The following is a 24,444-nucleotide window of genomic DNA, read 5'->3' as shown; positions in this document are numbered from 1 at the left end:
CCAACGCTTCACCAACCAGACCCACGTCTGCACGCTGGCCCCATAGCTCAGTTGGTTAGAGCACTCGACTCATAATCGATTGGTCCCTGGTTCAAGTCCAGGTGGGGCCACCACTTCATCAAGTTGTGTTTCAACAACAACGTTTCACGCCATTCCATTTGCGTTCCTGTTCACGCTGAAAAAAGCTTTTGCGATCTAACGGCGTTTGATCCGGATGTGCTAATGCCTGATGGCGCAGGTAACGCTCGTAGGCGTCATCGCCGGACAACTGCCGCAGCATTGCCCAGCAGCTTTTAATAAATTGTTTCATCCACTTACTCCTTTGCAGACTGCAGATGCTGACGAGCCACGTATGGCGTCTCGGACGAAGGCAAAATATTGAGACCGCGCTGGCGTCGCCAGGCCATGCGGAGCATATCGCCGACCACTAAATACAGCAGTACCACAAACAACATCGCCAGCCAGGCATCCAACTGCTGATTAAAAATTAATTGTGGTGCGACAGCTGCCTTGTCGGCCGCCAACAAGCCGGCGTCCAGCTTGTGTTGTAAATCACTGGCTGCGGCAAAAAAGCCAATGCGTGGGTCCGTGCTGCTGATTTTTTCAAAGACCGCTGTGGTCGTCAGGATCAATAACCACAGCAGCGGTAACGCTGTGACCCACAGATACTTGACGCGGCCGGTCTTGATCAAAATGGAAGTCGCAACCGTCAGGGCGATAGCAGCAAGTAACTGATTAGAAATACCAAACAAAGGCCAGAGGATATTGACGCCGCCATTGGGGTCAATCACACCGATGTAGAGGAAATATCCCCAGCCGGCGACCACGATCGTCGAGGTCAGTACCACCGAAGGATACCAGCTGGTTTGGCCTAATTTGGGCGAGAAGTTACCGAGCATGTCCTGCAGCATAAAACGCCCGACCCGGGTACCGGCATCCAAAGTGGTCAGAATAAACACTGCTTCAAACATAATGGCGAAGTGGTACCACATCGCCAGTAAATGCTCACCAAAGGCAGAGGCAAAAATACTGGCCATCCCGACCGCCAGTGACGGTGCACCGCCGGTGCGGGCAAATAAAGTTGCCTCACCCATCGTGGCGGCCAGTTGATTCATTTGTTCCACAGTGACCGGGAAACCCCACCCGGTTATAGTCGCAACAGCAGCTTCCGGTGTCGCGCCAACAATACCGGCCGGACTGTTAATGGCAAAGTAGACCCCAGGATCCAACACACAAGCAGCAATCAGTGCCATGATGGCGACGAAAGACTCTAAGGCCATACCGCCATAACCAATCATCCGGATATCGCGTTCATTTTCCAGCAGTTTTGGCGTGGTCCCGCTGGAGATCAGCGAATGAAAGCCTGAAATAGCGCCGCAGGCGATAGTGATGAACACAAAAGGAAACAGGCTGCCTGCAAAGATGGGACCAGTGCCATCGATAAACTGCGTGAGCGCTGGCATCTTAATTTCCGGCTGCAGAATGACAATAGCGACCGCCAGCAAAATCACCGTGCCGAGCTTCATAAAGGTCGACAGATAGTCCCGCGGCGCCAGTAACAGCCACACCGGCAAAATCGCCGCGAGTAAGCCATAGCCAATAACGGCAAACGCCAGCGGCAGCCCCGGATGATTAAACCATTCGCGTAAGCCAGCTTGTTGGTCGACCCATCCCCCTGCACCAACTGATAACAGTAACAACACCACGCCCAATAACGAGCCTTCCAGCACTCGGCCTGGCCGCAAATAGCGCATATAGAGGCCAATAAAGACCGCAATGGGAATAGTTGCTGCGACTGTTGATGTCGCCCAGGGCGAGTGTTTCATCGCATTGACAACTACTAACCCCAGCACCGCAATCAGAATGATCATGATTAAAAATGTCGCCAGCAACGCGGCGAAACCGCCGATGGGCCCTAATTCATCACGGGCCATCTGGCCTAAACTACGGCCGTCCCGGCGCATCGAGCAAAACAGGATCACCATATCCTGCACGCAGCCCGCCAATACGCTGCCAACCAGAATCCATAGTGTGCCCGGTAAATAACCAAACTGCGCAGCCAATGTCGGTCCAATCAGCGGGCCTGGGCCTGCAATAGCTGCAAAGTGGTGACCAAACACCACCCAGCGATTGGTCGGCACATAATCACGGCCGTCGGCAAGACGCTCTGCGGGCGTAGCACGGGTTTCATCCAGCATCAGCACCCGTGCGGCGATCCAGGCGCTGTAAAAGCGATAGCCAATCAGATAGGTACAAATCGCCGCAACAATAAACCAGATCGCATTGATCGATTCGCCACGGTTCAGGGCGATACCACCCGCCGCGGCTGCGCCTGTGATGGCGATGCCAAGCCAGAGCAAGCGCTGCGACCAGCCTTGCGGTACTATCGGAGTCGTCAGTGTGGTCATGCAAATCCCCGTCTGAAAGTTTTTGTTTTTGTTTGTTTTTTATCGTTCTGTTCTATCGGGTTCGCCCGCGGATGTCAACGCAACCGCCAGAGGTCGGCGCAGCATTGACGACTTTGTCGCGCTGGGCAAAACCCTCAGGCACCAACCGGTTCTGGCTGCTTTGATTCAGCTTTGGTACAGTCTGCAACTGGCAGCCTGCAGGTTGGCGCCACTCTATGGCCTGATTGAGGACAATATGCGTGTACTTCCCCTGTTCCTGAGTTCTTTAGCATTCGCAGGTAATGCGCTGGCACAGCCAGTGTTTAAAGCCGACTTTGAAGGCAGCAGTAGCTGGAACATCTTAAGTGGTTGTCAGCTGCAGCATGAACTGGCCCGCAGTGGGCAACAGGCGCTGTTTTGCAGCCGCGGCCCCGCCAGTCTGGTAACACCAGCATTGGTGACCGAGCCTGGCATGCTGGAGTTTTGGGTTAAGCCTGAAAATGCTTATACCAGCTATCGCATCAATATCTTAAGCTCGGCTTCACTGAAAGCAGATGCCCCCTGGCAACAAATTGGTTTGATTGAGATGTCGGCCAGCAGTGCCGACTATCTGGCACACCGGATCTCGATTGACGATCCGGGCCGGAAATTTATCCGGTTGGATATAGAAAGTAGTAATGGCGGCATAGCGCTGGATGATGTCAGTATCGAACGCATTGGTCTTGACGTGGCGCTGCAGAAAAACGAACAGCGCATTGTCAGTGGTATTTTGGACCGCCTGAAGCAGAATAAAAACCCCGAATTGCAAGCGGAACAGTTCAGAAGCTTAGGCCAGAATTACGCCGCGCAGCTGGAGACACAGCGCCAGTATCTTGAGTACGCCAACGCAATCTACGCCAGCATCACGCTGGTGCTGGCCAGTTCTGAACGCAACAAAATGTCGAACCCGATGGCCTATGCCTCGTTTCGCAGCATCATCAGCGATACTAAACGCGTGTCATCGCCGCTACAACAGGCCAGGCTGACATCGATGGTGAAGCCGTTTGGTGACCTGGCAACCGCCACATTAAATGTCGTCAGCGGTGGCACTTACTCCGCATTTGCCGAACCGTTTAAATCTTTCCTGGCGGCGACTTTTGATAAATCCAACTACGAAAATGCCGATTTAAACCGTAAAGACCGCAAATTCGCCGAGCAAAACGGCCTGAGAATTTACGAAAATGCCGAGCGTTTCCTGACTGAACTGGAAAGAGAATTACAGCAGGTCAATGCGCTGGATAACGAACTTGGCAATATGCAGAAGCTGGTGGAGAGCTATCGCAGAGATTTGGACAAACAGCTGCGCAGTTATATTCAGCATGCTGGCCTCGCGCGTACGCAGGAAAATTTCGGTCGGGTTATGAGCAAAGAAGAAAGCATCCGCGCCAGTATCAGCAGCGAAATTGCAGCCAATATCGGCAATCATGCGCAACAACTGCATGATCGTGAACAAAATACTGAGCTGGTGCAGTATCTGCTGAAAACATCAGAACAGTTAGAAAGTGTGCAGGAATACAAAGAGCGGTTTAATCAGGTCACGGCGGCAGCGCTGACCTTTTATGATCGTTTTGAGCGTTCCATCGCACCGGAACAAAATCCGTTCAGCGACAGTGCTGACAAAACCGCATGGGAAAACCATGCGAAAAAGGCACGGGCTTATATCAAGGAATCGAAAGAAGCTTTTAGTAAAGCTTACTTGTAGCGAGTGCTGTGCCGAAAAACAAAAGCCCCGGAAACGGGGCTTTTTGCTGTGCCGACTTCACGAATTAAGGCAATACAAAACCAACTGCTTCATTCACCTTGGCTAAAGTTGCTGCCGCACGACGACGCGCTTCCGCGGCTCCCGCCTGCATCACTTGCTGTAAGGTGCTGTGGTCATTGCGCAGTTCGTGGAAACGTTGTTGAACCGGCTCTAACAGCGCAATAACAGCATCAGCCACATCACCTTTCAGATGACCATACATTTTGCCTTCGTATTCATTGACCAGCGCATCCACTGATTTGTTGGTGACGCCTGATAAGATACTGAGCAGGTTGGCTACACCCGGTTTATTGTCGATATCAAAATACACACGTGGCGGATCTTCAGAATCCGTCATGGCCTTTTTGAACTTCTTGCTGATCATCTTTGGATCTTCGAGCAAGCCAACGAAATTCCACGGATTTTCGTCCGATTTTGACATCTTCTTCGTTGGTTCCTGTAGGCTCATTACCCGGGCTGCAACTGGCGGAATATAAGGCTCAGGCACAGTGAAAATATCGCCGTGCAAGGCGTTAAACCGTGTCGCAACGTCGCGGGCCAGTTCCAGGTGTTGTTTCTGGTCGTGACCGACCGGGACCTGATTGGCCTGATAAAGCAGAATGTCGGCAGCCATCAACACCGGATAGGTAAAGAGGCCTGCGTTGACATTGTTATTGTGGCGTTCTGATTTGTCTTTAAACTGTGTCATCCGGCTCAGCTCACCGAATTGGGTGTAACAGTTCAGCACCCACGCCAGCTGGCTATGTTCAGGCACGTGGGACTGCATAAATACAGCAGAGCGCTGCGGATCGATGCCACAGGCCAGATACAGGGCCAGAGAATCAAGCGAAGCACTACGCAGCGCTGCTGGCTCCTGACGGACCGTAATAGCATGTAAATCAACGATGCAGTACAGACAATCATAGTCATCCTGCATCCGGTCCCATTGGCGCAAAGCGCCGAGATAATTACCGATAGTCAACTGACCGGACGGCTGCGCGCCGGATAATACGATAGGTTTGGCCGAATTCTTCTGCATGAACGCTGGGATCCTGTCTGCATACTGCATCATCTGCTTGGCAGTATTGTCAAAAAATTGCGCCGATTATAACCGGTTCAGCCAGCTTTGCCACGCTCGTCGCAAGGCTGGTCGATGCAGGCTGCTGCTCAAGCCGGATGGGTTTTGGCTAACTCCGCGCGCATCGCCGTGATCACCTGTTGATAATCCGGCTGACTGAAAATAGCCGAACCTGCGACAAACATATCCGCACCGGCAGCAGCAATTTCTGCAATGTTGTCGACTTTAACACCACCATCGACTTCCAGCCGGATGGGTCTGCCACTCTGGTCGATAAGTTGACGCGCCTGACGCAATTTATCCAGCGTCGCCGGGATAAAGCTTTGGCCACCGAAGCCCGGATTTACCGACATCAGTAAAATCACATCCACTTTATCCAACACATAGTCAAGGTAACTGAGCGGCGTCGCCGGATTAAACACTAAACCAGCCTGACAACCTTCGTCTTTAATCAGTTGCAACGTGCGGTCGACGTGGCGTGACGCTTCCGGATGGAAAGTAATGATCGAAGCACCGGCTTTAGCGAATTGCGGCACCAGACTATCGACTGGCTCCACCATCAGATGTACATCAATCGGTGCCGTGACACCATAGTTGCGCAGTGCCTGACACAGCATAGGGCCGAACGTCAGGTTCGGCACATAATGGTTATCCATTACATCAAAATGCACGACATCGGCGCCTGCAGCCAGCACGCGGGCTACATCATCACCGAGGCGGGCTAAATCCGCCGACAAAATAGAAGGGGCTATCCAAAACGGTAACATTCGTCTCTCCCAGCTTGCAAAGTCGTCACTGTAGCCGATTTCATAGCGCCGCGCAGCCGCTTTACCGATGCTCCATCCAACGAAGCGCCCAAAAAACAGGCAAACCTGCACCACTTTCGCGCATTTGGCGCTAGCTGAATCGCAGATGAAAGTCTATCTTATTGAAATAAAACATCTTTCATTGATGGCACAGAACTGGAATTACCTTTGGCGACCATTACAGATAAGGGCAAAGCAAATGAAAACAATGGCAACTAAAACAACAAGTTCGTTTAAGCAGGGAAAAAAACTGGGCGCTATCGCATTATTGGTCGCCAGCTGTTTTGGCGGAGCTGCACAAGCCGCCACATTGACCGGAAACGTGGGTTATGTGTCTGACTATCTATTCCGTGGTATTTCTCAGACGAATGAAGGCATGGCCTTGCAAGGCGGTATGACCCTGACTGGCGAGTCTGGATTTTACCTGTCCACTTGGGCCTCTAATATTAAATTCGGCAATGGCTCGATGGAGCTGGACATTCTGGCCGGTTGGACCGGAAAAATTAACGAAGACTGGACCATTGACGTCGGTGCCATGCAGTACCGCTATCCAAACGGCGATAACGAAACCGACCAGTTTAACTTCAACGAATTCTATACCAAGTTCATTTACAAAGACTTAGTCCTCGGTTTCGCCTACTCAGATGACTATTTTGCGTCAGGCGTGAACGAGTACTACTACCTGTCAGCAGACTACACCTACGTGTTGCATGAAAGTTTAAGTTTGCTGTTGCACCTCGGTCACAACCAATTTGCCGACAACGCTGAGTACAACACATTTGTGGCCGCCGGCCCGCTGCGTGGTGATGCGTATCTGGATTGGAGCGTTGGTTTAGGCACTTCAGTATTGGGCTCTGCAGTGCAATTGAAATTTGCGTCAACGAATATCGAAGGCAGTGCGGGCTGCGATCTGTGTGATGGCCGCTTAGTACTGAGTTTGAGCAAGACTTTCTGAGAACAGAAAGATACGACATCATAAAAAATTAAAAAAACAGCCTTTGTCCACGACCCAAACCGGCAGCCGCAAGGCCGCCGGTTTTTTTCTTGCCACAGCCAAGGCGCTGGCGTAAAATCGAACAGTTATTATTTGCATGGACGTTCTGATGAAAACTAAAACTCTGCTGAAATCTGCGCTACTGCTGCTGCCTTTGACAGTCGCTATCGCGATTTCTCACGGTCCGGAACAGCAGAACGCTATGGCCAGCTGCCAGCAACAGTTGGTTGTAGCCGAAACGGGAATTGAAACCCTGCAACTGCAATGTGACAGCACACAACAACAAAGCTGGTTAGGCTGGGCTCAAGGCCATAGCCGCTCTACCCAATTCCACTTTATTGATTTGTTGGAATTACTGAACCGGCTACATACCCATCAAGATAGTGAATAACGGCATCTTTTGCTGATGACAGGCACTAAGCCCGGACTCAGACAAATTCTCAAAGCTGTATTCGGCGCTTTTATCGGCGTGCAATCTGAACAACAACGCCAACAAGACTTTCAGACCCAAGGTCCTCTGCCCTATATCATTGCCGGTGTGATTGCCACCATCTGCTTTGTAGTGGGTTTGATGCTGATCGTGCGCTGGGTGCTGAGCTGAACGCAGCCTTTACTTACTTCTGCCGGTAGATAGCAAACAATTCCGCGACCTTGCCGCGACTACTGCCCTTCTGACTGATCGAACGTCCAACCTGGATAGAATCCAGTTCAGCGCCGGCATAGATCTTCCGGGTCAACGGCGTATCGTGATTACTAATCACCACGGTATGACCGGCCGCTTGCGCCGCTTCTGCCAGATTGGCAAGCTCAGCCTGATCATCAAAAGTAAAACTGTTTTTTGCGTAGGAAGTAAAGCTCGCCGTTTTCGACAACGGCACATAAGGCGGATCACAATAAATCACTGTCGGCGGCGCTGGCAGCCGGGCAAACAATTCCGGATAACTCAGACAGGTAAATTCCGCTTTCTGCGCTTTTTCGGCAAAACGCCACATTTCAGCGGCTGGAAAATACGGCTTTTTATACTTGCCAAAAGGCACGTTAAACAAGCCAGATTGGTTATAGCGGCACAAACCGTTAAAACAATGCCGGTTCAGATACAAAAACAGTAAAGAGCGTTCAAGTAAATCTTCGCTCTGATTGAACTGCTGACGGAGTTCAAGGAAGCGTTCTTTGTGATTGTTCTGCTCTGTAAAAAACTGCTGCGCTGCGCCAATCAGCATATCTGGCTGACTTTGTAGTAGCCGGTACAGCCCAATCAAATCAGCATTGATGTCATTGAGGACATAAGCAGGATAGTCGGTGTTGAGAAAGACTGAACCAGCGCCGACAAAAGGCTCAACCAATAAATCGCCAGCCGGCAAATGCTGACGGATCGCCTCCGCCAGATTGTACTTGCCGCCTGCCCATTTCAGGAAAGCACGTTGTTTGGCTATTTTTACGGCTTTAGTCAACGCAGCTGTCCATTAGTTAGTACTGATTTCACTATGGATATCACTAAGAGGTTTGGCGAAACCCTGTTGTAAAGGCACCGGCAGTTGCGCCGCCTGTTGTTTAGCAACAACCGCGCTAGAGAAAGGTGCCATCACCACGACCAGCTGTCGCTTACCGTCTTTCTTCCGCTCATAGGTATAAGTCTGCAGATTGCTGTACGACTGCCGGAAACTCTGCAGTGCTGTATCATTGGAAAACACAACCAATTGCAGTGCGTATTGGGTGCCAGGCAATGACAACAGATCAGATTCGCTATAGCGGTATCCGCCACCAGATTTCGTCTGAGCACTGGCTGTGACCGGATTCGCGCTGGCTGCCGCCTGATTCAACTCTGCCGAGGCTTCGGCTGCTAAGTCTTCGACAGGCTCAGTCGCGGCAGCAGTCGTCGCGACCGGCGCTTGTTGCGTCGTCATATTCCCCGATTCTGCAGCCATTTCAGACTCGACTGTGGCTTCTTCCGGCAACGTAGTCGCAGGGCGCGTTGCCCCCGCGTCGGAGCCAACGTCAGCGCTGATCTCAGCGGCTAAATCCGGTTGCGGCGTCTCAGCCACCACAGGTTGTGTCGTTTCTGCAACTGCTGTGTCTGTTGTACTGGTCGCTTGCTGCGTAACCGGCGCGACGGTGAGATCTTCCGCAGGTGCGGCAGGTACTTCATTAGCGCCAGATAGATCCGGAGTGCTTTGTTCGGTGAAATCTACCGGCTTTTCAAGACCTTTCGCCTGCGCGGTACCGCGTTCAGCTTTTTCCAGTTGATTAACCAGTTGCTCAACTACGGCTTTCTCGGCTGGAGGCGGTGGTGGTGCCTCTTTGACCTGAGTCACAGTGCCAGCGACTACCTGTTCTTCTGGCAGGTAAGTCAGTGTACCAATACCATCTCCTTGTTGTAGCTGACGTTCAGTCCAAAACCAGAATACGACAACACCAACAATCACGGCCATGCCGATGGTAAACACCCATAGCGGTCCGGCAACGGAAGCAGTTTGCACTGCAGCCTTCTGCTGCTTCGGTGCCTTAGCAGCCAATTGCGGATTTAATAAGACGTGTAAATTACCTTGTGACTGCGCCAGACGCTCAGCAATTGTCAATGTACTGAAAGCGCTGTCTTGTAGCAGTACTCCGGCGTCTTCCATCGTGATCGGCGCCAACGGCAAATTGAGTTCAGCGTGGGCATCGGCTTGCTCTGCGGTTGCGATCACGAGGCAAGGGATCTCAGCCAGCTCAGTCCACAATTGTTCCGGCAAATATTCAGATTGGTCGAGGATCAATGCCAGCGGTTGGCGACTCTCGCGCTCACCAATCAGACTGAGTAGGGTTTTATCGGTGACAACACCGTGACCAAACCATTGCTCTAGTAAATGTTGGCGAATTTTACCGGCGCTGAGTTCGGGTTCGACCGTCAGCAAAGCCAGATTAAACTCGTCGGATAATAACTCTGCGACCGCTAAAGCCAGCGTTGATTTACCTGAACCTGGCCCACCGACCAGATAAATCAGCTGATATGGATTAAATTCGAGTTGAAAAACCAACCGTTCCAGCCATTGGCGCTGTGACGGCAACAAGCCTTGCTGTGTCGCCAGTTTTTGATGTAAATCAGCCATATGTGGCGCCAAATACCTGAATAAGTTCTTGTTCTGTCACGTCATCGACGATAATGGCACTTCCGCATTGTTGCAACAAGATAAAGCGCATTTGTCCGGCTTTGACCTTTTTATCGGTCTTCATATACGGCATAAAATGCTGGATTGTCATGCCGGAAGGCGGCGTTACCGGTAACTGTACCGCTAACAATAAATTGCGGATCGCATCGACATCAGCCATCTCAATCCAGCCGCGTGCCGCCGACAGTTGCGCCGCCATCAGCATACCAACGGCGACGGCTTCACCGTGCAACCAGCTGCCATACCCCAACCAGGCTTCAATGGCATGGCCAAAGGTGTGACCGAGATTGAGCAGGGCTCGCTCGCCTTGTTCAGTCTCATCCCGACTAACGATGTCGGCTTTCATCTGACAACAATGGCGAATCATTTGGCTCAATGCTGGTTCTTGCTTCGCTTGAATTTGCACCTGATGGGCGATCAGCCACTGCAAGAATGCAGCATCGCCAAGCAAACCATACTTAATCACTTCAGCCATACCGGCGGCAAACTCGCGCGGTGGCAGGCTTTGCAGCATATTGGTGTCAATCAGCACGGCCTGAGGCTGTTTAAAAGCCCCAATCATATTTTTGCCAAGCGGATGGTTTACGGCGGTTTTGCCGCCTACCGACGAATCAACCTGAGATAACAAGGTGGTTGGGATTTGTACAAAGTCGACACCCCGCTGATAGCAGGCTGCGACAAAACCGGTCAGATCGCCAATCACCCCGCCGCCCAAAGCCACCAATAGGCCATCACGTGGAAACTTTTGTTCCAGTAAAAATGAATTGACCTGTTCAAACGACTGCAGGGTTTTATAAGCTTCTCCATCCGGCAGCAAGTATTCGCTGACTTCGGCAGCACCAAACAGTGCCCGCACCTTATCCAGGTACAAGGCTGCAACCACAGGATTGGAAATAATTGCGACTTTTTTGTATCCCCAGAGCGGGGCGAGTTCGGGTTGCTCAGCGGCGCTTTGACAAAGCGCCGGAGCAATCAGGATGGGATAACTGCGCAGACCAAGTTGAACCGCAACTTTTTCCATCTACAGCTCCCTTCTGAAATTAAAAACCCAGTTGTTCGACGATTTGGTTCGCAACAGCGCGGGCGCTTTGCTCGTCGGTACGGATGGTAAAATCTGCGATTTCTTCATACAGTGGATTGCGTTCTGCCGCCAGACGCTCCAGCACATGTTGTGGTGCTTCTTCAGTCTGTAACAGCGGACGACGCTTATCACGTTGTGTACGGGCAACCTGTTTCTCAATCGGAGTTTCCAGATAAACCACGATGCCGCGGGCTGACAGACGGTTACGGGTCTCGCGACTCAGTACCGATCCACCACCAGTTGCCAGCACAATGCCCTGCATACCTGTTAAGTCTTCAATGACGTTTTCTTCGCGCACCCTGAAACCTTCCTCGCCTTCCAGATCAAAGACCCAGGCAATGTCTGCGCCGGTACGGCGTTCAATTTCCTGATCCGAATCATAGAATTCGAGGTGCAGCATTTCTGCTAAGTGACGGCCAATGGTACTTTTTCCTGCGCCCATTGGGCCAACGAGGAAGATATTGCGTTTCTCTGCCATATGTCGTAATGCTAATTCAGCTAACTCAAGAGGGTTGATGTCAGGACCAAAAAGCTCCCGTGAAAATTTTAAGCGCTGAATTATGGCAGTACAGGCGTTTTGATATCAAGCGGTATTTGTAGAAAGACCAAAAATCGGTCTTCCTACAAACGTCTAAACTAGCCTAAATACCTGATTCGTTGTTCAGAGCCTTGTTGGGTTATTACAACCCAGCCTTTGGGTATAGGCGACCCAAATTTAACGGAGTACTCATCTCCTTTCTTTGCCCCGATTAAGTAAACTAACTCTGTGATACCAACATTACCATTAAATATATTTACCCACCCCGCAGGAATCGCTGAGCCGCCGTAGACGGTGATTCTATCTAAATACTTAGCCCCATTGAGATTAGTTACTTCATTAGCACTACCTAAAACTCCAGAAATTACCCAACCATCGGGGACTGGGCTACCTAATGCTGCCCTTACCGTTTCTCTATATCGAGCCCCAATAAGATTTTTAATTTCAACACCTTCTTGCTCATTACCCCTCCAAGATACGATCCACCCTTTTGGTGGGACAGTTCCGGTTATGGCACGAATCGTGTCATGCGTACGCGCACCATCAGTAGCCGCTAAGTAGATCTGCCCACCACCTTTACGCAGAATTACAAACCCAGTCGGCAAAGGTGACGTATCTTTGGCATAAATGTTAAAACCATACTTTGCACCTCGTACACATGTAAGTTCACGAGACCCGCCCGAACCACCGGAGCTCCCCGTATATTGCTGAGTAACAACAAAGCCATCTGGAATTGGGGATGCCATAGTTGCAGTAAAGTAAGTTGTGGTTCGATATGTTGCTGCTGTGACGTCTTGTATTGTGTGACGCCCCCATAAGGTCTCTACAATTATCCATCCGTCAGGAATTGGTGATCCAACCGCGACCGACATCGTTGGAAATTGGCTTGCTTGAAGTGCAGACACAACTTCCGAAGAGCCCTCACTAATTGTATTAGCTGCATTCAGTGGCGTACTGGATAGAGCAATTACAGCGAGAATTGTAAAACTTATGTTATTTTTCATCTTCCTTCCCCTCTAAATAACAAACAATACTGATGATATTTTATCAATAATATTTTTACAATAACCAATTAAAAAATCACATAAATAAGAGCTGCACGCTTCATTGATTGAAAAAATGAAAACCAATTGAAACATTTTAGATGGCAAATACTAGGAAACTTTCCAGTACGTTAGGTTTTGCTCTGACAAGCTCAGGAAGGGGTGTGGTAGATAAAGTGATACAACTGTCGATTAAAGAATGGCAGTATTGACGCGGGCTTCGCAAGCAAAAGTTCAAAAGGGACAGCCCATCGGCTGTCCCTTATGCAATTAGCGGGTCTCGTTGATGATTTTTGGTGTAACAAAAATCAATAATTCTTTTTTCTCGGTTTTGTCCAGTGAGCGGCGGAACAACGCGCCAGCGTATGGAATATCGCCAAGTACCGGGATTTTCGATACGGTATTGATGGTTTGTTGCTGATAAATCCCGCCCAGGACAATTGTTTCACCATTGTCGACCAGCACTTGCGTCGTGATACGCTGAGTATCAATGGCGACGGCATTCCCGGTTGGCGTTTGCACCACTTTGCCTTCGGTGTCCTGGGTCACTGTCAGGTCGAGGATAATTTTGTTATCCGGCGTTACCTGCGGTGTGACTTCGAGGCTTAACACGGCCTTTTTAAATTCGACTGTGGTCGCGCCACTGGATGCCGCTTGCACGTAAGGGATTTCAACACCCTGTTCGATGCGGGCTTTTTTCTGGTTGGCGGTAGAGATCCGTGGTGAAGCCACAATCTCTGCTTTATTTTCCACTTCAAGCGCCGACAATTCCAAATCTATTAAAGTACCGTCGCCCAGTTTGGAAATATGGAAACCAATACTGCCGGCCCCTTCAGATGCAGGCAAATTGACGTTGTAGCGCCCCGCCTGTGCCGGGATCTGGCCATTTGCCAGCGACTGCGCGGCAGCAGCCGTCCCCGAAACAGCCTTCGTTAATTGCTGATCACTGAATCCCCAGCGAATCCCCAACTCCTCAGCCACACTGTCTTTGACTGTGACCATGCGCGATTCAATCAACACCTGCTTGACCGGTACATCCAGCCGTTCGACCAGCCGGCGCACGTTCTCAATCGCTTTGGCCGTGTCTTTCAGCAAGATCGTATTGGTGCGTTCATCAACCGACACATTGCCACGCGCCGACAATAACGAGCTGTCTTTGCCATCCAGTAGTTTGGCCAGATCTGCGGCTTTGGCGTAGTTGACAGTGATAAACTCAGAATACAACGCTTCTAAATCTTCGACCTTCTGCCGCGCCTGTAACTCTTTGGCTTCACGTTCGGCCAGTTCATCAGTCGGCGCCACCATCAGAATATTGCCGTCCATGCGTTTATCCAGGCCACGCACTTTCAATACGATATCCAGCGCCTGGTCCCATGGCGTACCATCAAGCCGCAGCGTGACATTGCCACTGACCGAATCGCTGGTCACCAGGTTAAAACCGTTATAGTCGGCGATAATCTGCAACACAGTACGCACCGGAATATCCTGAAAATTCAGGGATATGGCTTTACCTTTGTAATCTTTGCCGCCTTGCATAAAACCACCGGCCATTGCGTCTTTTTCTACGCTCAGGCTGAAAATATTATCCACTTGCTGATAGGTAAAAGTGAATGCGGCAGTCGGTTCAATTTCCAGGCGGGTGATCACACCATCTTTAAACGTTTCGATGCCTTTGACGATAGTTCCGAAATCCAGTACATCTAACTGGTACAACAAATCATCGGCAATGTCGGTGTTATGGAACTCCACGACAATTTTACCCAGATTCTCCCGCACATCGATGGCCGCTGAGCTGTCTTTCAGGAAAACCAATACTTTGCCTTCACCCTTTTCACCACGGCGAAAATCGATGGCCTGTACTTTATTGATATAAGCGTTGGCATCCGGCTTCGCGCTGCTGCTGGCACCATCACTGACTTGCAGGTAAAAGGTGTTGCCTTCCATGCGGGTTTTATACAGTTTCAGATGGTCTAGAAATACCGCAGTTTTAATGCCTTTTTGCCAGAATTCAGTCCGGGCATTTTTAACACCGGCTTTGTTGATCGTGACATCGGTCAGTTTTTCTTCAAACTCGGCTTCCGGAAAGGTTAACTCGATGCGCGAAGGTTCATTAAAAATCTGCACTTCCGGCGCAGCATTCAGCGTTTCGTCAAAGACAAACTCAATCTCGGTCTCGCCGGTACTGAGCGGGCTATATCTGACGTCATATAACAGCGGAGCTGCTGTCGCGGAGCCAATGCTCAGCAACAAGCAACCCAACGCGATGCGGCACCAGGCTGATCGTTGTTTTTGCATGTGTTTTAGTTGATCCATATGATGCTCACACCTTATTTGCGCGTTGCGGCATTGGGGTCGGCCATTTGCATGGTGGTCGTCCGCTCTTTCCAACATCCGGCGCCGTCCGGGATTAATTCAATTAATTCAATCTGGTTTGCATCTACCTGAATGATCCGGCCATGAAACAACCCAATGTAATTATTTTTACTGACTCTGTGCAAGGTTTTGTCGGCAGCTTCAATCAGTGCCCAGACATTGCCACTGTCGCCGAGCGTGCCACGCATTGCCAGATTATCCAACGCAAATTTTTCCAGCGGTTCTTTGCGTCTGGCAGGATCTGGGCTCAGGCAGTCCTGCGATTGTGAAAATTGTTCCTGTACCGCTTCCGGCCGCGGTGCACTAAACGGGCTGCGGGCGTTCACTGACTGATAACTGATATGCACAAAAGGTTTGGCTTTTGGTAACGGGGGAATACCTGCCGGAGTATTGGCCTTGACTGATTCCATAAATTGCTGGATATCAGTCAAAGAATCATTACACCCCTGCAGTAACAACAGCATGGCACTGAGTGCCAACAACCGGCCAGCAGGACGACTCATGGCGCCTCCTTATACCGGTAAGTTTTGGCAACGACGTTAAACACCAGCCGATCTTCTTTATCGGTTGTCACCGAAAAATCGTGCAACGACACAATGCGGGGTAATTTCGCAACTTCACTGACAAAATTGCCAAACTGGTGATAATCGCCGACGACATCAATCTGGATCGGCAATTCAGTGTAAAAATCTTTTTCAATTTCCGGCATCCAGTTGATGCGGACAAAAGTCAGTCCGGTCGAAGTGCCGGCATAAGTGATATCGTCCAGCAAGCCAGGCGTTTCGTGGGTCGCAGGCAATTGTTTTAACAGATATGAGAAGGTTTGTTCCATCTCAATCATCTGCTGTTTATACAGTTCAAGATTCACTGCCGCTGCGTACTTCGCCCGGTAAGTCTGACGCAGTTCCTGTTCACGAGTCTCAGCATTTTGCAACGTGGTAATTTTTTCATCGACCAGCATGAAATAACTCAGCGTCGCCACCAAGATACTGAACACGACTATTAACATGGATTTTGCAACCGGCGGCCAAGAGCCAACACTCGCCAGATCCAGATTGTTCAGTTCTTCCAGATTAATATTCAGGCTCATTTGGTGCCTCCGGCCGCAGCTGGCTTCGGTTGATTCGCAGCACCATGCCCCGTTTCATAACTTTTAACCATCAGGTGCATTTTAAAATCGCTGAGTAACTGAGTCTCATCTTTTGCCGCCTCAATAAATTCGAGTAACGGATTGGACAATAACTCTGAAGTTTCAACGGAGCGGATCATATTGGACAGCCGGTTATTCGATTCACTTTTACCGACCAACAATAACGATGGGCCTTTTTTCTCCAGATTGGTCAGGTAAACCCCGGCCGGCGTCACTTTGGCAATTTCGTCCATAATCTGCGTGCCAAGGTTTCTGCTGCTTTGCAGCTGCGCAATCAGCTCCATGCGTTTTTGCAGATTTTTTTTCTTTTCGTCGAGTTGTTTGATTTCAGTAATACGCTGATCAAGGATCGCAATCTCACCCTGCAGATAATTGTTGCGACCGTCCTGCCCTTCAATCATCGAGCTGTATACCGCACTCACGCCAAACACCAGCAAAAAACTGCCAACGCAGGCGGCGGTTATCGTGGTCATAAACCGGGCTTGTTGCTGTTTCTTTTGCGCTTCGCGCCAGGGCAGTAGGTTTAGATATGCCATGTTGAGAAACTCCGCATCGCCAAGCCACAAGCCACCATCAATTGCGGCGCCAGTTGCGTCAGTTGCTGCCGGTCAACCGCGGGGCCAACTTCCATTTGCTGAAACGGGTTTGCCACTATCGTATGGATCCCAAGTTCTTCGGTCAGTAATTTATCAATGCCTTCAATCAACGCGGTACCACCAGAGATGATCAGATAATCAATACTCTCTCGTCCGGATGTTGTTAAGTACATCTGAATACCACGCCGGACCTGCTGCAGGATCATGGTCTGAAACGGCGCCAGCACCTCAAATGTGTAAGTCGGAGGCAAATCATTGCTGACTTTGGCCTGTTCCGCTTCTTCATAAGTTTTGCCGTAATAGGAAATAATGCTGCGGGTATATTGCTCGCCACCAAACATTTGATCGCGGGTGTAATGGGTTTTGCCACCTTCGAGAATACTCATCAGCGTCATCGTGGCGCCGATATCTACGACCGCAATCAGTTTCTGATGCGCATCAGGTGGCAGCTGGTGGAAACACAATTCGGCAGCGCGACTTAGACAATAAGACTCAACATCAACGACTTTGGTGGCAAAGTTACCTGCATCCAGTGCCGACACCCGACTTTGCACACTTTCAGTCCGGGCTGCGCTTAGCAGTACATTGACTTTTGATGGGTCATTGGCGTTCAAATCCTGCTTCTCAAAATCCATACTGACTTCGCTGAGCGGATATGGGATCAAGCTGTCGGCTTCAACTTCAATTTGGCTGGCTAACTCATCATCCGACAGGCTGGCATCCATAAAAATCACTTTAGTGATTACAGTAGAACCGGACACTGCCGCTGCAGCAAACTTGATGTTTTTCGGAATTTTTTTGCGGATTTTGGCGATGACAGTGCCGACAGCTTCGATATCCTGGATCTCACGGTCTGTCATTGACCCTTTAATCATAGGTTCTATTGCCAGGGCTTCTACTTTATAATGCTCGCCGTGTTGGCTCAGCAGAATAGCCTTGACGGTATGAGCGCCAATGTCGACGCCCAGGATGAGTGGATTTTTCGCACGAAACAACCGATTTATCATAGCTTCCTGCAGCCGTCTCAAACTTATGATTATTATGTTTTCGCTGTGGCGTACGTTGTTTTTGCACGAGAAACAACGTGCTTCAACAACTACTAATGAATTTATACTAGCAGCCTATTTTGGTAAAGGGCAGCAAAAATTGGGGCTATTCAGTGTCTTGGCTTAAAAAACTTGTCATTATCCTGTTGAGTTGTCTGACCTTAGGCGTACTTAGCATTGGCATCACTTATCTGGTGCTTAAAAACGATCTGCCGAGCGTCGAAACGCTGAAAGATGTGCGCCTGCAAACACCGATGCGGGTGTTCAGCCAGGACGGCGAATTAATTTCCCAATTTGGTGAAAAGCGCCGTATTCCACTCAAACTAAACGAAATGCCACCGATGCTGATAAAAGCAGTGTTGGCTACCGAAGACTCACGCTTTTATCAGCATCCGGGTATTGATTTGATTGGCGTGATGCGTGCGGCCACTGTGGTGGCAACCACCGGCGACTATAGCCAGGGTGCATCGACTATCACTCAGCAGTTGGCCCGCTTGTTCTTTCTGAGCCGGGAAAAGAAAATCATCCGCAAGGTCAAAGAAGCATTTCTGGCGATCCATATCGAAGAGTTGCTGAGCAAAGACGAAATCTTAGAACTTTATCTGAACCGGATTGAACTGGGCCAACGCGCTTTTGGCGTTGGCGCTGCCGCGCAAGTCTATTTCGGTAAAAACATTCAGGATCTGACGCTGTCAGAAATCGCGATTATTGCCGGTTTACCTCAAGCCCCCTCCGTGCTAAACCCGGTGCGTTCACCTAGTCGTGCCCGTGCCCGTCGTAATATTGTGCTGGGCCGCATGCTGGCAGAAAAATATATCACTCAGCAGGAATATGACGACGCGATTCAGGCGCCCATTATTTCGAAATTACACGGTGCGCAGGTGACTGCATCTGCACCTTATCTGGCGGAAATGGTCCGGCAGGAAGTGGTGGCCCGTTATGGCGAAGAAGAAGCCTACTCCAAAGGTTTTCAGGTATTTACGACGGTAGACGCGCGCCAACAGACCCGCGCAGTCAATGCGTTGCAAGCCAATTTACATGCCTATGACGAGCGTCATGGTTTCCGTGGCCCACTCAAAACTGTATGGCCAGCGGAAAAAATCGTCGCAGCCGATGGCAGTATCAGCTTTAAAGAAGACAAACGCTTATCGGACGAAGCTATCCTAGCCTACCTCGATGAACAGGATGCCATTGAAAAGCTGCAACCGGCGGTTGTGACACAAGTACAAGCGCAAAGTGCTGAAGTGATGTTGTCAGGTGGTCGTAAAATCGAACTAGCCTGGGATGGCCTGAAATGGGCGCGCGCCTATATCAGTAATGAACGTCAGGGCAATGCGCCAGCTACTGCCGGCCAGATCCTGTCACCCGGCATGTTGATTTATGTGCGGGAACAGGAAGGCCAATGGCGCCTGAGCCAGTTACCACAAGCCAGCAGCGCATTAGTCGCGTTAAATCCGAAAGACGGTGCGATCCGTGCTTTAGTTGGCGGCTATAGCTTCAGTCAGACCCAGTTTAACCGGGTGACACAAGCGAACCGTCAAGTCGGCTCCAACATTAAACCTTTTATTTATTCCGCCGCGCTGGAGCACGGTTATACGCTCGCCTCCGTCATCAATGATGCGCCGATCCATGAATGGGATGAGGGCTCAGGTCAGGCTTGGCGGCCGAAAAACTCACCGGAAGAATACGACGGCCCAATCCGCTTGCGTGAAGCCTTAGCAAAATCGAAAAACGTGGTGTCTGTTCGCTTAATCAGCGGTGTCGGCATTGACCACACTATCGATCATCTGGCGAAGTTTGGCTTTCATGCCAAAGACTTACCCCGCAATCAGACGTTAGCACTTGGCTCTGCATCGCTGACACCTCTGGAGCTGGTGACTGGTTATGCTGTATTCGCCAACGGCGGTTATCTGGTGAAACCTTATGTCATCACCAAAATTCTCGACGACCAGAATAATCTGATATACGAACATCAGGCCGTCAGCGTCTGCGACCAATGCGAGCAGCTTACCGCCAACACCGCAGCAGCAACCTCTGGCGATGTGCAAGCTGTCAGCAATGATGCTGCGACGGAAACGTCTGCAGTGGCAGCAGAGGTGACTGTGACAGAACCACCAAAACCGACTGAGCAGTATGCGCCACGGGTGATCTCGGCGCAAAATGCCTTCCTGATTGCCGAATCGATGAAAAGTGCGATCTGGGGTGGTCCGGGCTGGAATGGTACAGCGCATAAGTTAAAAGCGCTGAAGCGTCGCGATGTGTCCGGTAAAACCGGCACCACTAACGATGTTAAAGACGCCTGGTTCAGCGGTTTTACGCCGGATCTGGTGATCACCAGTTGGGTTGGTTTTGATGATTCTGAAAGTGTGCTGGGTCGCTCAGTCACCCTCGGTGGTGAATCCGGCGCAACTACGGCCTTGCCGAGCTGGCAGAACTTTGCCGAACTGGCGCTGGAAAATACTCCAGAGCAGTTCCCGCCCACGCCAACCGGCATTGTATCGGTGCGCATCGACCGCAAAACCGGTTTGCTGACACAGGCCAGCGACGACAGCAGCGAATTTGAATACTTCATGCAAGGCACAGAGCCAACGCAATACGCTGATCCGGTCAATCCATTACAGCCAGACCAGCAAAAACCTGCGGAGATTGATATTTTCCGTTAAGTCTGCTGTTCGCGCATCAACAACAAAGCCGCATCTCTGCGGCTTTGTTGTTTTCGTCAATCTGACCAAGCTGTGACTAAACCAGGGCTGCAAACCAGGCTTCAGCCGCGCTGAGGGCCTGCCCTACCTGCACCGGACAAGTACCACCAAGTGCCGAGCGTTTTGCCATGCCGGCTTCAATCGTCAGCGCCGGATAGACGTCTTCACTGATGAGTGGACTGACTTCCTGCAGTTCAGCCAGGCTCAGCTGCTCCAGCGCCACTTGTTTCGCCGCGGCTTTGAGCACCAGCTCCCCGGACAATTCATGTGCGTCGCGAAAGGCTATTCCTTTGCCGACCAGGTAATCTGCCAGATCTGTGGCGTTACTGTAGCCAAGCTCAGCGGCCTTACGACAGCGGTCCACATTGACCGACAAATGTGGCAGGCAAGTCGCCAGCACCAGCAAACACTGCTGCCAGGTACTCATTAAATCGAAAAAGCCTTGTTTGTCTTCCTGCATATCTTTGTTGTAGGCCAAAGGCAGGCCTTTGAGGATATGCAGAATTGCCACCAGATGCCCGAGCACCCGGCCGGTTTTACCGCGCAGTAACTCAAACACATCGGGATTTTTCTTCTGTGGCATTAAAGAGGAGCCACTCGAAATCGCATCGCCGAGTTTGAAGAAACCCGCTTCGCCGGAGCAGAAGAAAATCACATCTTCCGACAAACGCGATAAATGCGTCAGACAGATGCTGGCACAAGCCGACAACTCGACGACATAATCGCGATCTGACACTGCATCCAGGCTATTGCGCGCGGCCTGACTAAAGCCTAAACGCTGCGCCAACGCTTGCCGGTCCATCGCCACGCCGGTGCCGGCTAAGGCACCCGAGCCGAGCGGACAGCTGTCGAGGCGCTTTAACGCATCGTCAATCCGGCTTAAATCGCGGCGGAACATTTCGACATAAGCGAGCGCCCAGTGACTGACCAGTACCGGCTGTGCGCGTTGTAAATGGGTAAAACCCGGCATCACAGCGCCATGATGCAGGCGGGCGAAATTCAGTAAAGCACCGATAGCGCCAGTCAGAGCCTGTTGCACCAGCTGCGCATTCAGCCGGCTCCACAAACGTAAATCGGTGGCGACCAAATCATTACGCGAACGGCCGGTGTGCAGCTTTTTCGCGATCACACCGATTTTATCGCCGAGTTTCAGTTCAACCCAGCTATGGATATCTTCTTCAGCGGTCGCAAGTGGTAACTGCGGATTGGCCGTTACTTCATCGGCCAGTTCTGCCAGCGCGCGGTCAAGCGCTTTGGCTTCGTCCGCGGTGATGATGCCGCCTTCGAGTAAACCACCGGCCCAGGCGCGTGAACAGGCGATATCCTGCTGCGCCAGCAGATAGTCAAAACTCAATGAATCATTAAATGCCCGGAATTCTTCCAGACTCGCTTCCTGGAAGCGGCCGCCCCACATCGCCATACTGACCTCAACAAATCTGATGAACAAAAGCCGGGCAAGCCCGGCGTTTTCTAACCCTTTCCGGCGTTATTCTTTGACGCTGTGCAATGCGCGGATCCGGCTCGCCAGGCTGTACAGGCGGATAAAACCGGCTGCATCTTTCTGGTTATACACTTCGTCGCCGTCAAAAGTCGCGAAGGCTTCAGAGTACAGGCTGTTCGGTGAACGGCGTTTTGCCACCGTAACCTGACCTTTATACAGTTTCACTACGATGTCACCAGTCAGCTGTTCGGCCAGTGAATTCGACGCGGCAAACAGCGCATCTTTTAACGGCGTGAACCAGCGGCCGTCATAGACCAGCTGCGCCACTTCCAGACCCACTTCTTCGCGGTATTTCAGTGAAGTACGGTCATATACCAGCGATTCCAGCGCGCGCAGTGCCGCCACAATAATGGTGCCGCCCGGTGTTTCATAACAGCCACGCGATTTCATACCGACTAAACGGTTTTCGACGATATCAATCCGGCCAACACCGTGGATCGAACCGGCTTTGTTCAGCTGTTCAATAGCTTCAACACCAGACACCGCTTTGCCATCAATAGCCGACAGTTCGCCTTTGACAAAGCTCAGTTGAATATATTCCGCTTTATCCGGTGCCTGCTCTGGAGAATTAGTCCACATCCAGACTTGCTCAGATGGCTCGTTCCATGGGTTTTCCAGCTCGCCGCCTTCATGCGAAATGTGAAACAGGTTGGCGTCGCGGCTGTAAATTTTGGTCGCTGTAGCCGTCGTCGGGACGTTTTTCTCAGCCAGGTAATTCAGCAGGGACTGACGGGAATTGAATTCCCACTCCCTCCACGGCGCAATGACTTTTAACTGCGGGGCTAAGGCGGCAAAGGCACCTTCAAAGCGGACCTGGTCATTGCCTTTCCCGGTACAACCGTGGCACAGCGCGTCAGCGCCCAGTTTTAGCGCCAGTTCAACCTGGGCACGGGCAATAATAGGCCGCGCCATTGAAGTGCCGAGCAAGTACTGGCCTTCATACACAGCACCGGCTTTCAGCGTTGGATAAATCACTTCTTTGACAAACTGCTCTTTTAAATCCACCACATAGCAGCTGCTGGCACCGGAGTTAATCGCTTTTTGCTCCACGCCTTCTAAGTCTTCAGCGCCCTGACCGACGTCTGCCACAAAGGCAATGACTTCACAGTCGTAGTTATCTTTCAGCCATGGCACGATGGCCGAAGTATCCAGACCACCGGAGTACGCTAAAACGACTTTTTTCACACCTTTTTTTAATTCGCTCATGAGATAAACCTTAACTAAATAAACTGACTAAAACGGCGTTCTGGACATGCATGCGGTTTTCCGCCTGACGCAGTACCAGAGAACAATCACTGTCCAGCACTTCGCTGGTCACTTCCTGGCCGCGGTGTGCAGGCAGGCAGTGCATAAAATGTTTGGCGCCGAGGCGCTGCATCACGGCCGTATTGATCTGGAAGGGCGCAAAGGCCCTTTCGATTTGCGCCGGATCGGTTTTGTTGCCCATCGACAACCAGGTGTCGGTATAAATGGCATCTGCGCCGGCGGCGGCTGAAACGTGCTGACTCAGCGTCAGTTTGGCGCCACTTTGCGCCGCCAGAGCCTGTGCCCGCAATAACACATGCGCATCCGGGCCAAAGCCCGGTGGCGTCACCACGGTCAGCGTCATGCCTAAAATGGCTGCACCTAACATCAGCGAATGACATACATTATTGCCGTCACCAACAAAAGCCAAATGGACTTTGGATAAATCGCCCAGCACTTCCTGCAAGGATAATAAATCAGCTAAAGCCTGACACGGGTGGTACAGGTCACTGAGCGCATTAATCACCGGTTTTTTACTGCTGGACGCCAGTTTTAATAACGTCTGCTGAGAATAGACCCGCGCCACAATTGCATCGCACCAGCACGCCAGGTTAGACCCGAAATCTTCTACCGATTCCCGTACGCCCATAGCACCATTTTGCTGGTCCAAATACACGCTGTGGCCACCGAGTTTGTAGATGCCGACGTCGAAGCTGACCCGCGTCCGCAATGAAGGCTTTTCAAACAATAACGCGATACTTTTGCCTTTTAAAGCCTGGCTGTAGTCTTCCGGGGATTGTTTGATTTGACTGGCCAGCGCCAGTAAACCGGACAACTGACTTTTGCTTAAATCCGCTAAACACAGTAACTGCGATAATTGACTCATTGTTTCACACTGCACGGCCACGACGGGCCACCTTTTTTTGAGGAAATCGGTCCGGCAACGGACACCTCTCCTGTTTAGGGTGCCCGCGC

General features: G+C 50.9%; 22 protein-coding genes and 1 tRNA gene. 6 read left to right on the top strand and 17 right to left on the bottom strand.

What is annotated here, in order from left to right:
* Nucleotides 1-36 precede the first annotated feature (36 nt).
* A tRNA-Ile gene (locus ACQ66Q_RS12805) sits at nt 37-113 on the top strand.
* A 17-nt stretch (nt 114-130) separates the two neighbouring features.
* Here ACQ66Q_RS12805 and ACQ66Q_RS12800 read toward each other — a convergent pair.
* Together ACQ66Q_RS12800 and ACQ66Q_RS12795 are read right to left on the bottom strand one after the other, a co-directional pair.
* On the bottom strand, nt 131-310 hold the full coding sequence (locus ACQ66Q_RS12800; protein WP_430457165.1) for a YbdD/YjiX family protein: 180 nt from the start codon (nt 308-310) through the stop codon (nt 131-133).
* Nucleotides 311-314: 4 nt separating this feature from the next.
* Nucleotides 315-2,408 (bottom strand): carbon starvation CstA family protein, encoded by a 2,094-nt coding sequence (locus ACQ66Q_RS12795; protein ID WP_430457164.1) that lies wholly within the window; start codon nt 2,406-2,408, stop codon nt 315-317.
* Between the two features lie 235 nt (nt 2,409-2,643).
* Here ACQ66Q_RS12795 and bdpA point away from each other — a divergent pair, with 235 nt between their 5' ends.
* Nucleotides 2,644-4,128 carry a BAR domain-like protein A BdpA gene (gene bdpA / locus ACQ66Q_RS12790; protein WP_430457163.1) on the top strand — a complete coding sequence of 495 codons (1,485 nt, stop codon included), beginning with the start codon at nt 2,644-2,646 and terminating at the stop codon, nt 4,126-4,128.
* A gap of 64 nt (nt 4,129-4,192) precedes the next feature.
* Here bdpA and trpS read toward each other — a convergent pair whose 3' ends face one another.
* Nucleotides 4,193-5,206 carry a tryptophan--tRNA ligase gene (gene trpS, locus ACQ66Q_RS12785; RefSeq protein ID WP_430457162.1) on the bottom strand — a complete coding sequence of 338 codons (1,014 nt, stop codon included), beginning with the start codon at nt 5,204-5,206 and terminating at the stop codon, nt 4,193-4,195.
* Between the two features lie 128 nt (nt 5,207-5,334).
* Complete coding sequence (gene rpe / locus ACQ66Q_RS12780; RefSeq protein ID WP_430457161.1) at nt 5,335-6,012, bottom strand: ribulose-phosphate 3-epimerase; 678 nt, start codon at nt 6,010-6,012, stop codon at nt 5,335-5,337.
* A gap of 238 nt (nt 6,013-6,250) precedes the next feature.
* On the opposite strand from rpe, the gene ACQ66Q_RS12775 reads away from it, so the two are divergent.
* From ACQ66Q_RS12775 to ACQ66Q_RS12765, 3 genes are all read left to right on the top strand, one after another.
* Complete coding sequence (locus tag ACQ66Q_RS12775; protein ID WP_430457160.1) at nt 6,251-7,006, top strand: TorF family putative porin; 756 nt, start codon at nt 6,251-6,253, stop codon at nt 7,004-7,006.
* Between the two features lie 148 nt (nt 7,007-7,154).
* Nucleotides 7,155-7,436 carry a hypothetical protein gene (locus tag ACQ66Q_RS12770; protein ID WP_430457159.1) on the top strand — a complete coding sequence of 94 codons (282 nt, stop codon included), beginning with the start codon at nt 7,155-7,157 and terminating at the stop codon, nt 7,434-7,436.
* 15 nt (nt 7,437-7,451) lie between these two features.
* Nucleotides 7,452-7,646 (top strand): DUF2970 domain-containing protein, encoded by a 195-nt coding sequence (locus tag ACQ66Q_RS12765; RefSeq protein ID WP_430457158.1) that lies wholly within the window; start codon nt 7,452-7,454, stop codon nt 7,644-7,646.
* 13 nt (nt 7,647-7,659) lie between these two features.
* Here the strand turns inward: ACQ66Q_RS12765 and ACQ66Q_RS12760 are convergent, their stop codons facing one another.
* From ACQ66Q_RS12760 to ACQ66Q_RS12715, 10 genes are all read right to left on the bottom strand, one after another.
* Nucleotides 7,660-8,496 (bottom strand): Dam family site-specific DNA-(adenine-N6)-methyltransferase, encoded by an 837-nt coding sequence (locus ACQ66Q_RS12760; protein ID WP_430457157.1) that lies wholly within the window; start codon nt 8,494-8,496, stop codon nt 7,660-7,662.
* A gap of 12 nt (nt 8,497-8,508) precedes the next feature.
* Complete coding sequence (locus ACQ66Q_RS12755; RefSeq protein WP_430457156.1) at nt 8,509-10,134, bottom strand: AAA family ATPase; 1,626 nt, start codon at nt 10,132-10,134, stop codon at nt 8,509-8,511.
* Complete coding sequence (gene aroB, locus ACQ66Q_RS12750) at nt 10,127-11,215, bottom strand: 3-dehydroquinate synthase (RefSeq protein WP_430457155.1); 1,089 nt, start codon at nt 11,213-11,215, stop codon at nt 10,127-10,129. The genes ACQ66Q_RS12755 and aroB overlap by 8 nt, the downstream gene beginning before the upstream one ends.
* 19 nt (nt 11,216-11,234) lie before the next feature.
* On the bottom strand, nt 11,235-11,753 hold the full coding sequence (gene aroK, locus ACQ66Q_RS12745; protein ID WP_208931950.1) for a shikimate kinase AroK: 519 nt from the start codon (nt 11,751-11,753) through the stop codon (nt 11,235-11,237).
* Between the two features lie 158 nt (nt 11,754-11,911).
* Nucleotides 11,912-12,817, bottom strand: a complete 906-nt coding sequence (locus tag ACQ66Q_RS12740; protein WP_430457154.1) for a hypothetical protein — start codon at nt 12,815-12,817, stop codon at nt 11,912-11,914.
* A gap of 309 nt (nt 12,818-13,126) precedes the next feature.
* Nucleotides 13,127-15,151 (bottom strand): type IV pilus secretin PilQ, encoded by a 2,025-nt coding sequence (locus tag ACQ66Q_RS12735; protein WP_430457153.1) that lies wholly within the window; start codon nt 15,149-15,151, stop codon nt 13,127-13,129.
* Nucleotides 15,152-15,183: 32 nt separating this feature from the next.
* Entirely contained in the window at nt 15,184-15,732 is a 549-nt protein-coding gene (locus ACQ66Q_RS12730) for a pilus assembly protein PilP (protein ID WP_430457152.1), read from the bottom strand.
* Complete coding sequence (locus tag ACQ66Q_RS12725) at nt 15,729-16,319, bottom strand: type 4a pilus biogenesis protein PilO (RefSeq protein WP_430457151.1); 591 nt, start codon at nt 16,317-16,319, stop codon at nt 15,729-15,731. Before ACQ66Q_RS12725 ends, ACQ66Q_RS12730 begins: the two co-directional genes overlap by 4 nt.
* A complete protein-coding gene (locus tag ACQ66Q_RS12720) occupies nt 16,316-16,915 on the bottom strand; it encodes a PilN domain-containing protein (protein ID WP_430457150.1) in 600 nt (199 codons plus the stop codon). Before ACQ66Q_RS12720 ends, ACQ66Q_RS12725 begins: the two co-directional genes overlap by 4 nt.
* A complete protein-coding gene (locus ACQ66Q_RS12715; RefSeq protein WP_430457149.1) occupies nt 16,903-17,982 on the bottom strand; it encodes a pilus assembly protein PilM in 1,080 nt (359 codons plus the stop codon). Before ACQ66Q_RS12715 ends, ACQ66Q_RS12720 begins: the two co-directional genes overlap by 13 nt.
* A 152-nt stretch (nt 17,983-18,134) precedes the next feature.
* Between ACQ66Q_RS12715 and ACQ66Q_RS12710 the strand changes: the two genes are divergently transcribed.
* Nucleotides 18,135-20,684, top strand: coding sequence for a penicillin-binding protein 1A (locus ACQ66Q_RS12710; protein ID WP_430457148.1), 2,550 nt, complete (start codon nt 18,135-18,137; stop codon nt 20,682-20,684).
* A gap of 76 nt (nt 20,685-20,760) precedes the next feature.
* Here the strand turns inward: ACQ66Q_RS12710 and argH are convergent, their stop codons facing one another.
* From argH to ACQ66Q_RS12695, 3 genes are all read right to left on the bottom strand, one after another.
* Nucleotides 20,761-22,143 carry an argininosuccinate lyase gene (argH, locus tag ACQ66Q_RS12705; protein WP_430457147.1) on the bottom strand — a complete coding sequence of 461 codons (1,383 nt, stop codon included), beginning with the start codon at nt 22,141-22,143 and terminating at the stop codon, nt 20,761-20,763.
* Between the two features lie 66 nt (nt 22,144-22,209).
* Nucleotides 22,210-23,430 carry an argininosuccinate synthase gene (locus ACQ66Q_RS12700; protein ID WP_430457146.1) on the bottom strand — a complete coding sequence of 407 codons (1,221 nt, stop codon included), beginning with the start codon at nt 23,428-23,430 and terminating at the stop codon, nt 22,210-22,212.
* 10 nt (nt 23,431-23,440) lie between these two features.
* A complete protein-coding gene (locus ACQ66Q_RS12695; RefSeq protein ID WP_430457145.1) occupies nt 23,441-24,355 on the bottom strand; it encodes an ornithine carbamoyltransferase in 915 nt (304 codons plus the stop codon).
* Nucleotides 24,356-24,444 lie beyond the last annotated feature (89 nt).

This window comes from Rheinheimera sp., from assembly GCF_965283995.1.
In the GTDB taxonomy this organism is placed as follows: domain Bacteria; phylum Pseudomonadota; class Gammaproteobacteria; order Enterobacterales; family Alteromonadaceae; genus Pararheinheimera.
Note: the sequence above shows the minus strand (reverse complement) of the source record. Positions and strands in the feature narration are given on the sequence as shown.

Excerpts from the sequence above, each read along its gene's own strand:
- ACQ66Q_RS12800 (WP_430457165.1), bottom strand. The coding sequence starts at position 310 with ATGAAACAATTTATTAAAAGCTGCTGGGCAATGCTGCGGCAGTTGTCC.
- ACQ66Q_RS12795 (WP_430457164.1), bottom strand. The coding sequence starts at position 2,408 with ATGACCACACTGACGACTCCGATAGTACCGCAAGGCTGGTCGCAGCGC.
- bdpA (WP_430457163.1), top strand. The coding sequence starts at position 2,644 with ATGCGTGTACTTCCCCTGTTCCTGAGTTCTTTAGCATTCGCAGGTAAT.
- trpS (WP_430457162.1), bottom strand. The coding sequence starts at position 5,206 with ATGCAGAAGAATTCGGCCAAACCTATCGTATTATCCGGCGCGCAGCCG.
- rpe (WP_430457161.1), bottom strand. The coding sequence starts at position 6,012 with ATGTTACCGTTTTGGATAGCCCCTTCTATTTTGTCGGCGGATTTAGCC.
- ACQ66Q_RS12775 (WP_430457160.1), top strand. The coding sequence starts at position 6,251 with ATGAAAACAATGGCAACTAAAACAACAAGTTCGTTTAAGCAGGGAAAA.
- ACQ66Q_RS12770 (WP_430457159.1), top strand. The coding sequence starts at position 7,155 with ATGAAAACTAAAACTCTGCTGAAATCTGCGCTACTGCTGCTGCCTTTG.
- ACQ66Q_RS12765 (WP_430457158.1), top strand. The coding sequence starts at position 7,452 with ATGACAGGCACTAAGCCCGGACTCAGACAAATTCTCAAAGCTGTATTC.
- ACQ66Q_RS12755 (WP_430457156.1), bottom strand. The coding sequence starts at position 10,134 with ATGGCTGATTTACATCAAAAACTGGCGACACAGCAAGGCTTGTTGCCG.
- aroB (WP_430457155.1), bottom strand. The coding sequence starts at position 11,215 with ATGGAAAAAGTTGCGGTTCAACTTGGTCTGCGCAGTTATCCCATCCTG.
- aroK (WP_208931950.1), bottom strand. The coding sequence starts at position 11,753 with ATGGCAGAGAAACGCAATATCTTCCTCGTTGGCCCAATGGGCGCAGGA.
- ACQ66Q_RS12740 (WP_430457154.1), bottom strand. The coding sequence starts at position 12,817 with ATGAAAAATAACATAAGTTTTACAATTCTCGCTGTAATTGCTCTATCC.
- ACQ66Q_RS12735 (WP_430457153.1), bottom strand. The coding sequence starts at position 15,151 with ATGCAAAAACAACGATCAGCCTGGTGCCGCATCGCGTTGGGTTGCTTG.
- ACQ66Q_RS12730 (WP_430457152.1), bottom strand. The coding sequence starts at position 15,732 with ATGAGTCGTCCTGCTGGCCGGTTGTTGGCACTCAGTGCCATGCTGTTG.
- ACQ66Q_RS12725 (WP_430457151.1), bottom strand. The coding sequence starts at position 16,319 with ATGAGCCTGAATATTAATCTGGAAGAACTGAACAATCTGGATCTGGCG.
- ACQ66Q_RS12720 (WP_430457150.1), bottom strand. The coding sequence starts at position 16,915 with ATGGCATATCTAAACCTACTGCCCTGGCGCGAAGCGCAAAAGAAACAG.
- ACQ66Q_RS12715 (WP_430457149.1), bottom strand. The coding sequence starts at position 17,982 with ATGATAAATCGGTTGTTTCGTGCGAAAAATCCACTCATCCTGGGCGTC.
- argH (WP_430457147.1), bottom strand. The coding sequence starts at position 22,143 with ATGGCGATGTGGGGCGGCCGCTTCCAGGAAGCGAGTCTGGAAGAATTC.
- ACQ66Q_RS12700 (WP_430457146.1), bottom strand. The coding sequence starts at position 23,430 with ATGAGCGAATTAAAAAAAGGTGTGAAAAAAGTCGTTTTAGCGTACTCC.
- ACQ66Q_RS12695 (WP_430457145.1), bottom strand. The coding sequence starts at position 24,355 with ATGAGTCAATTATCGCAGTTACTGTGTTTAGCGGATTTAAGCAAAAGT.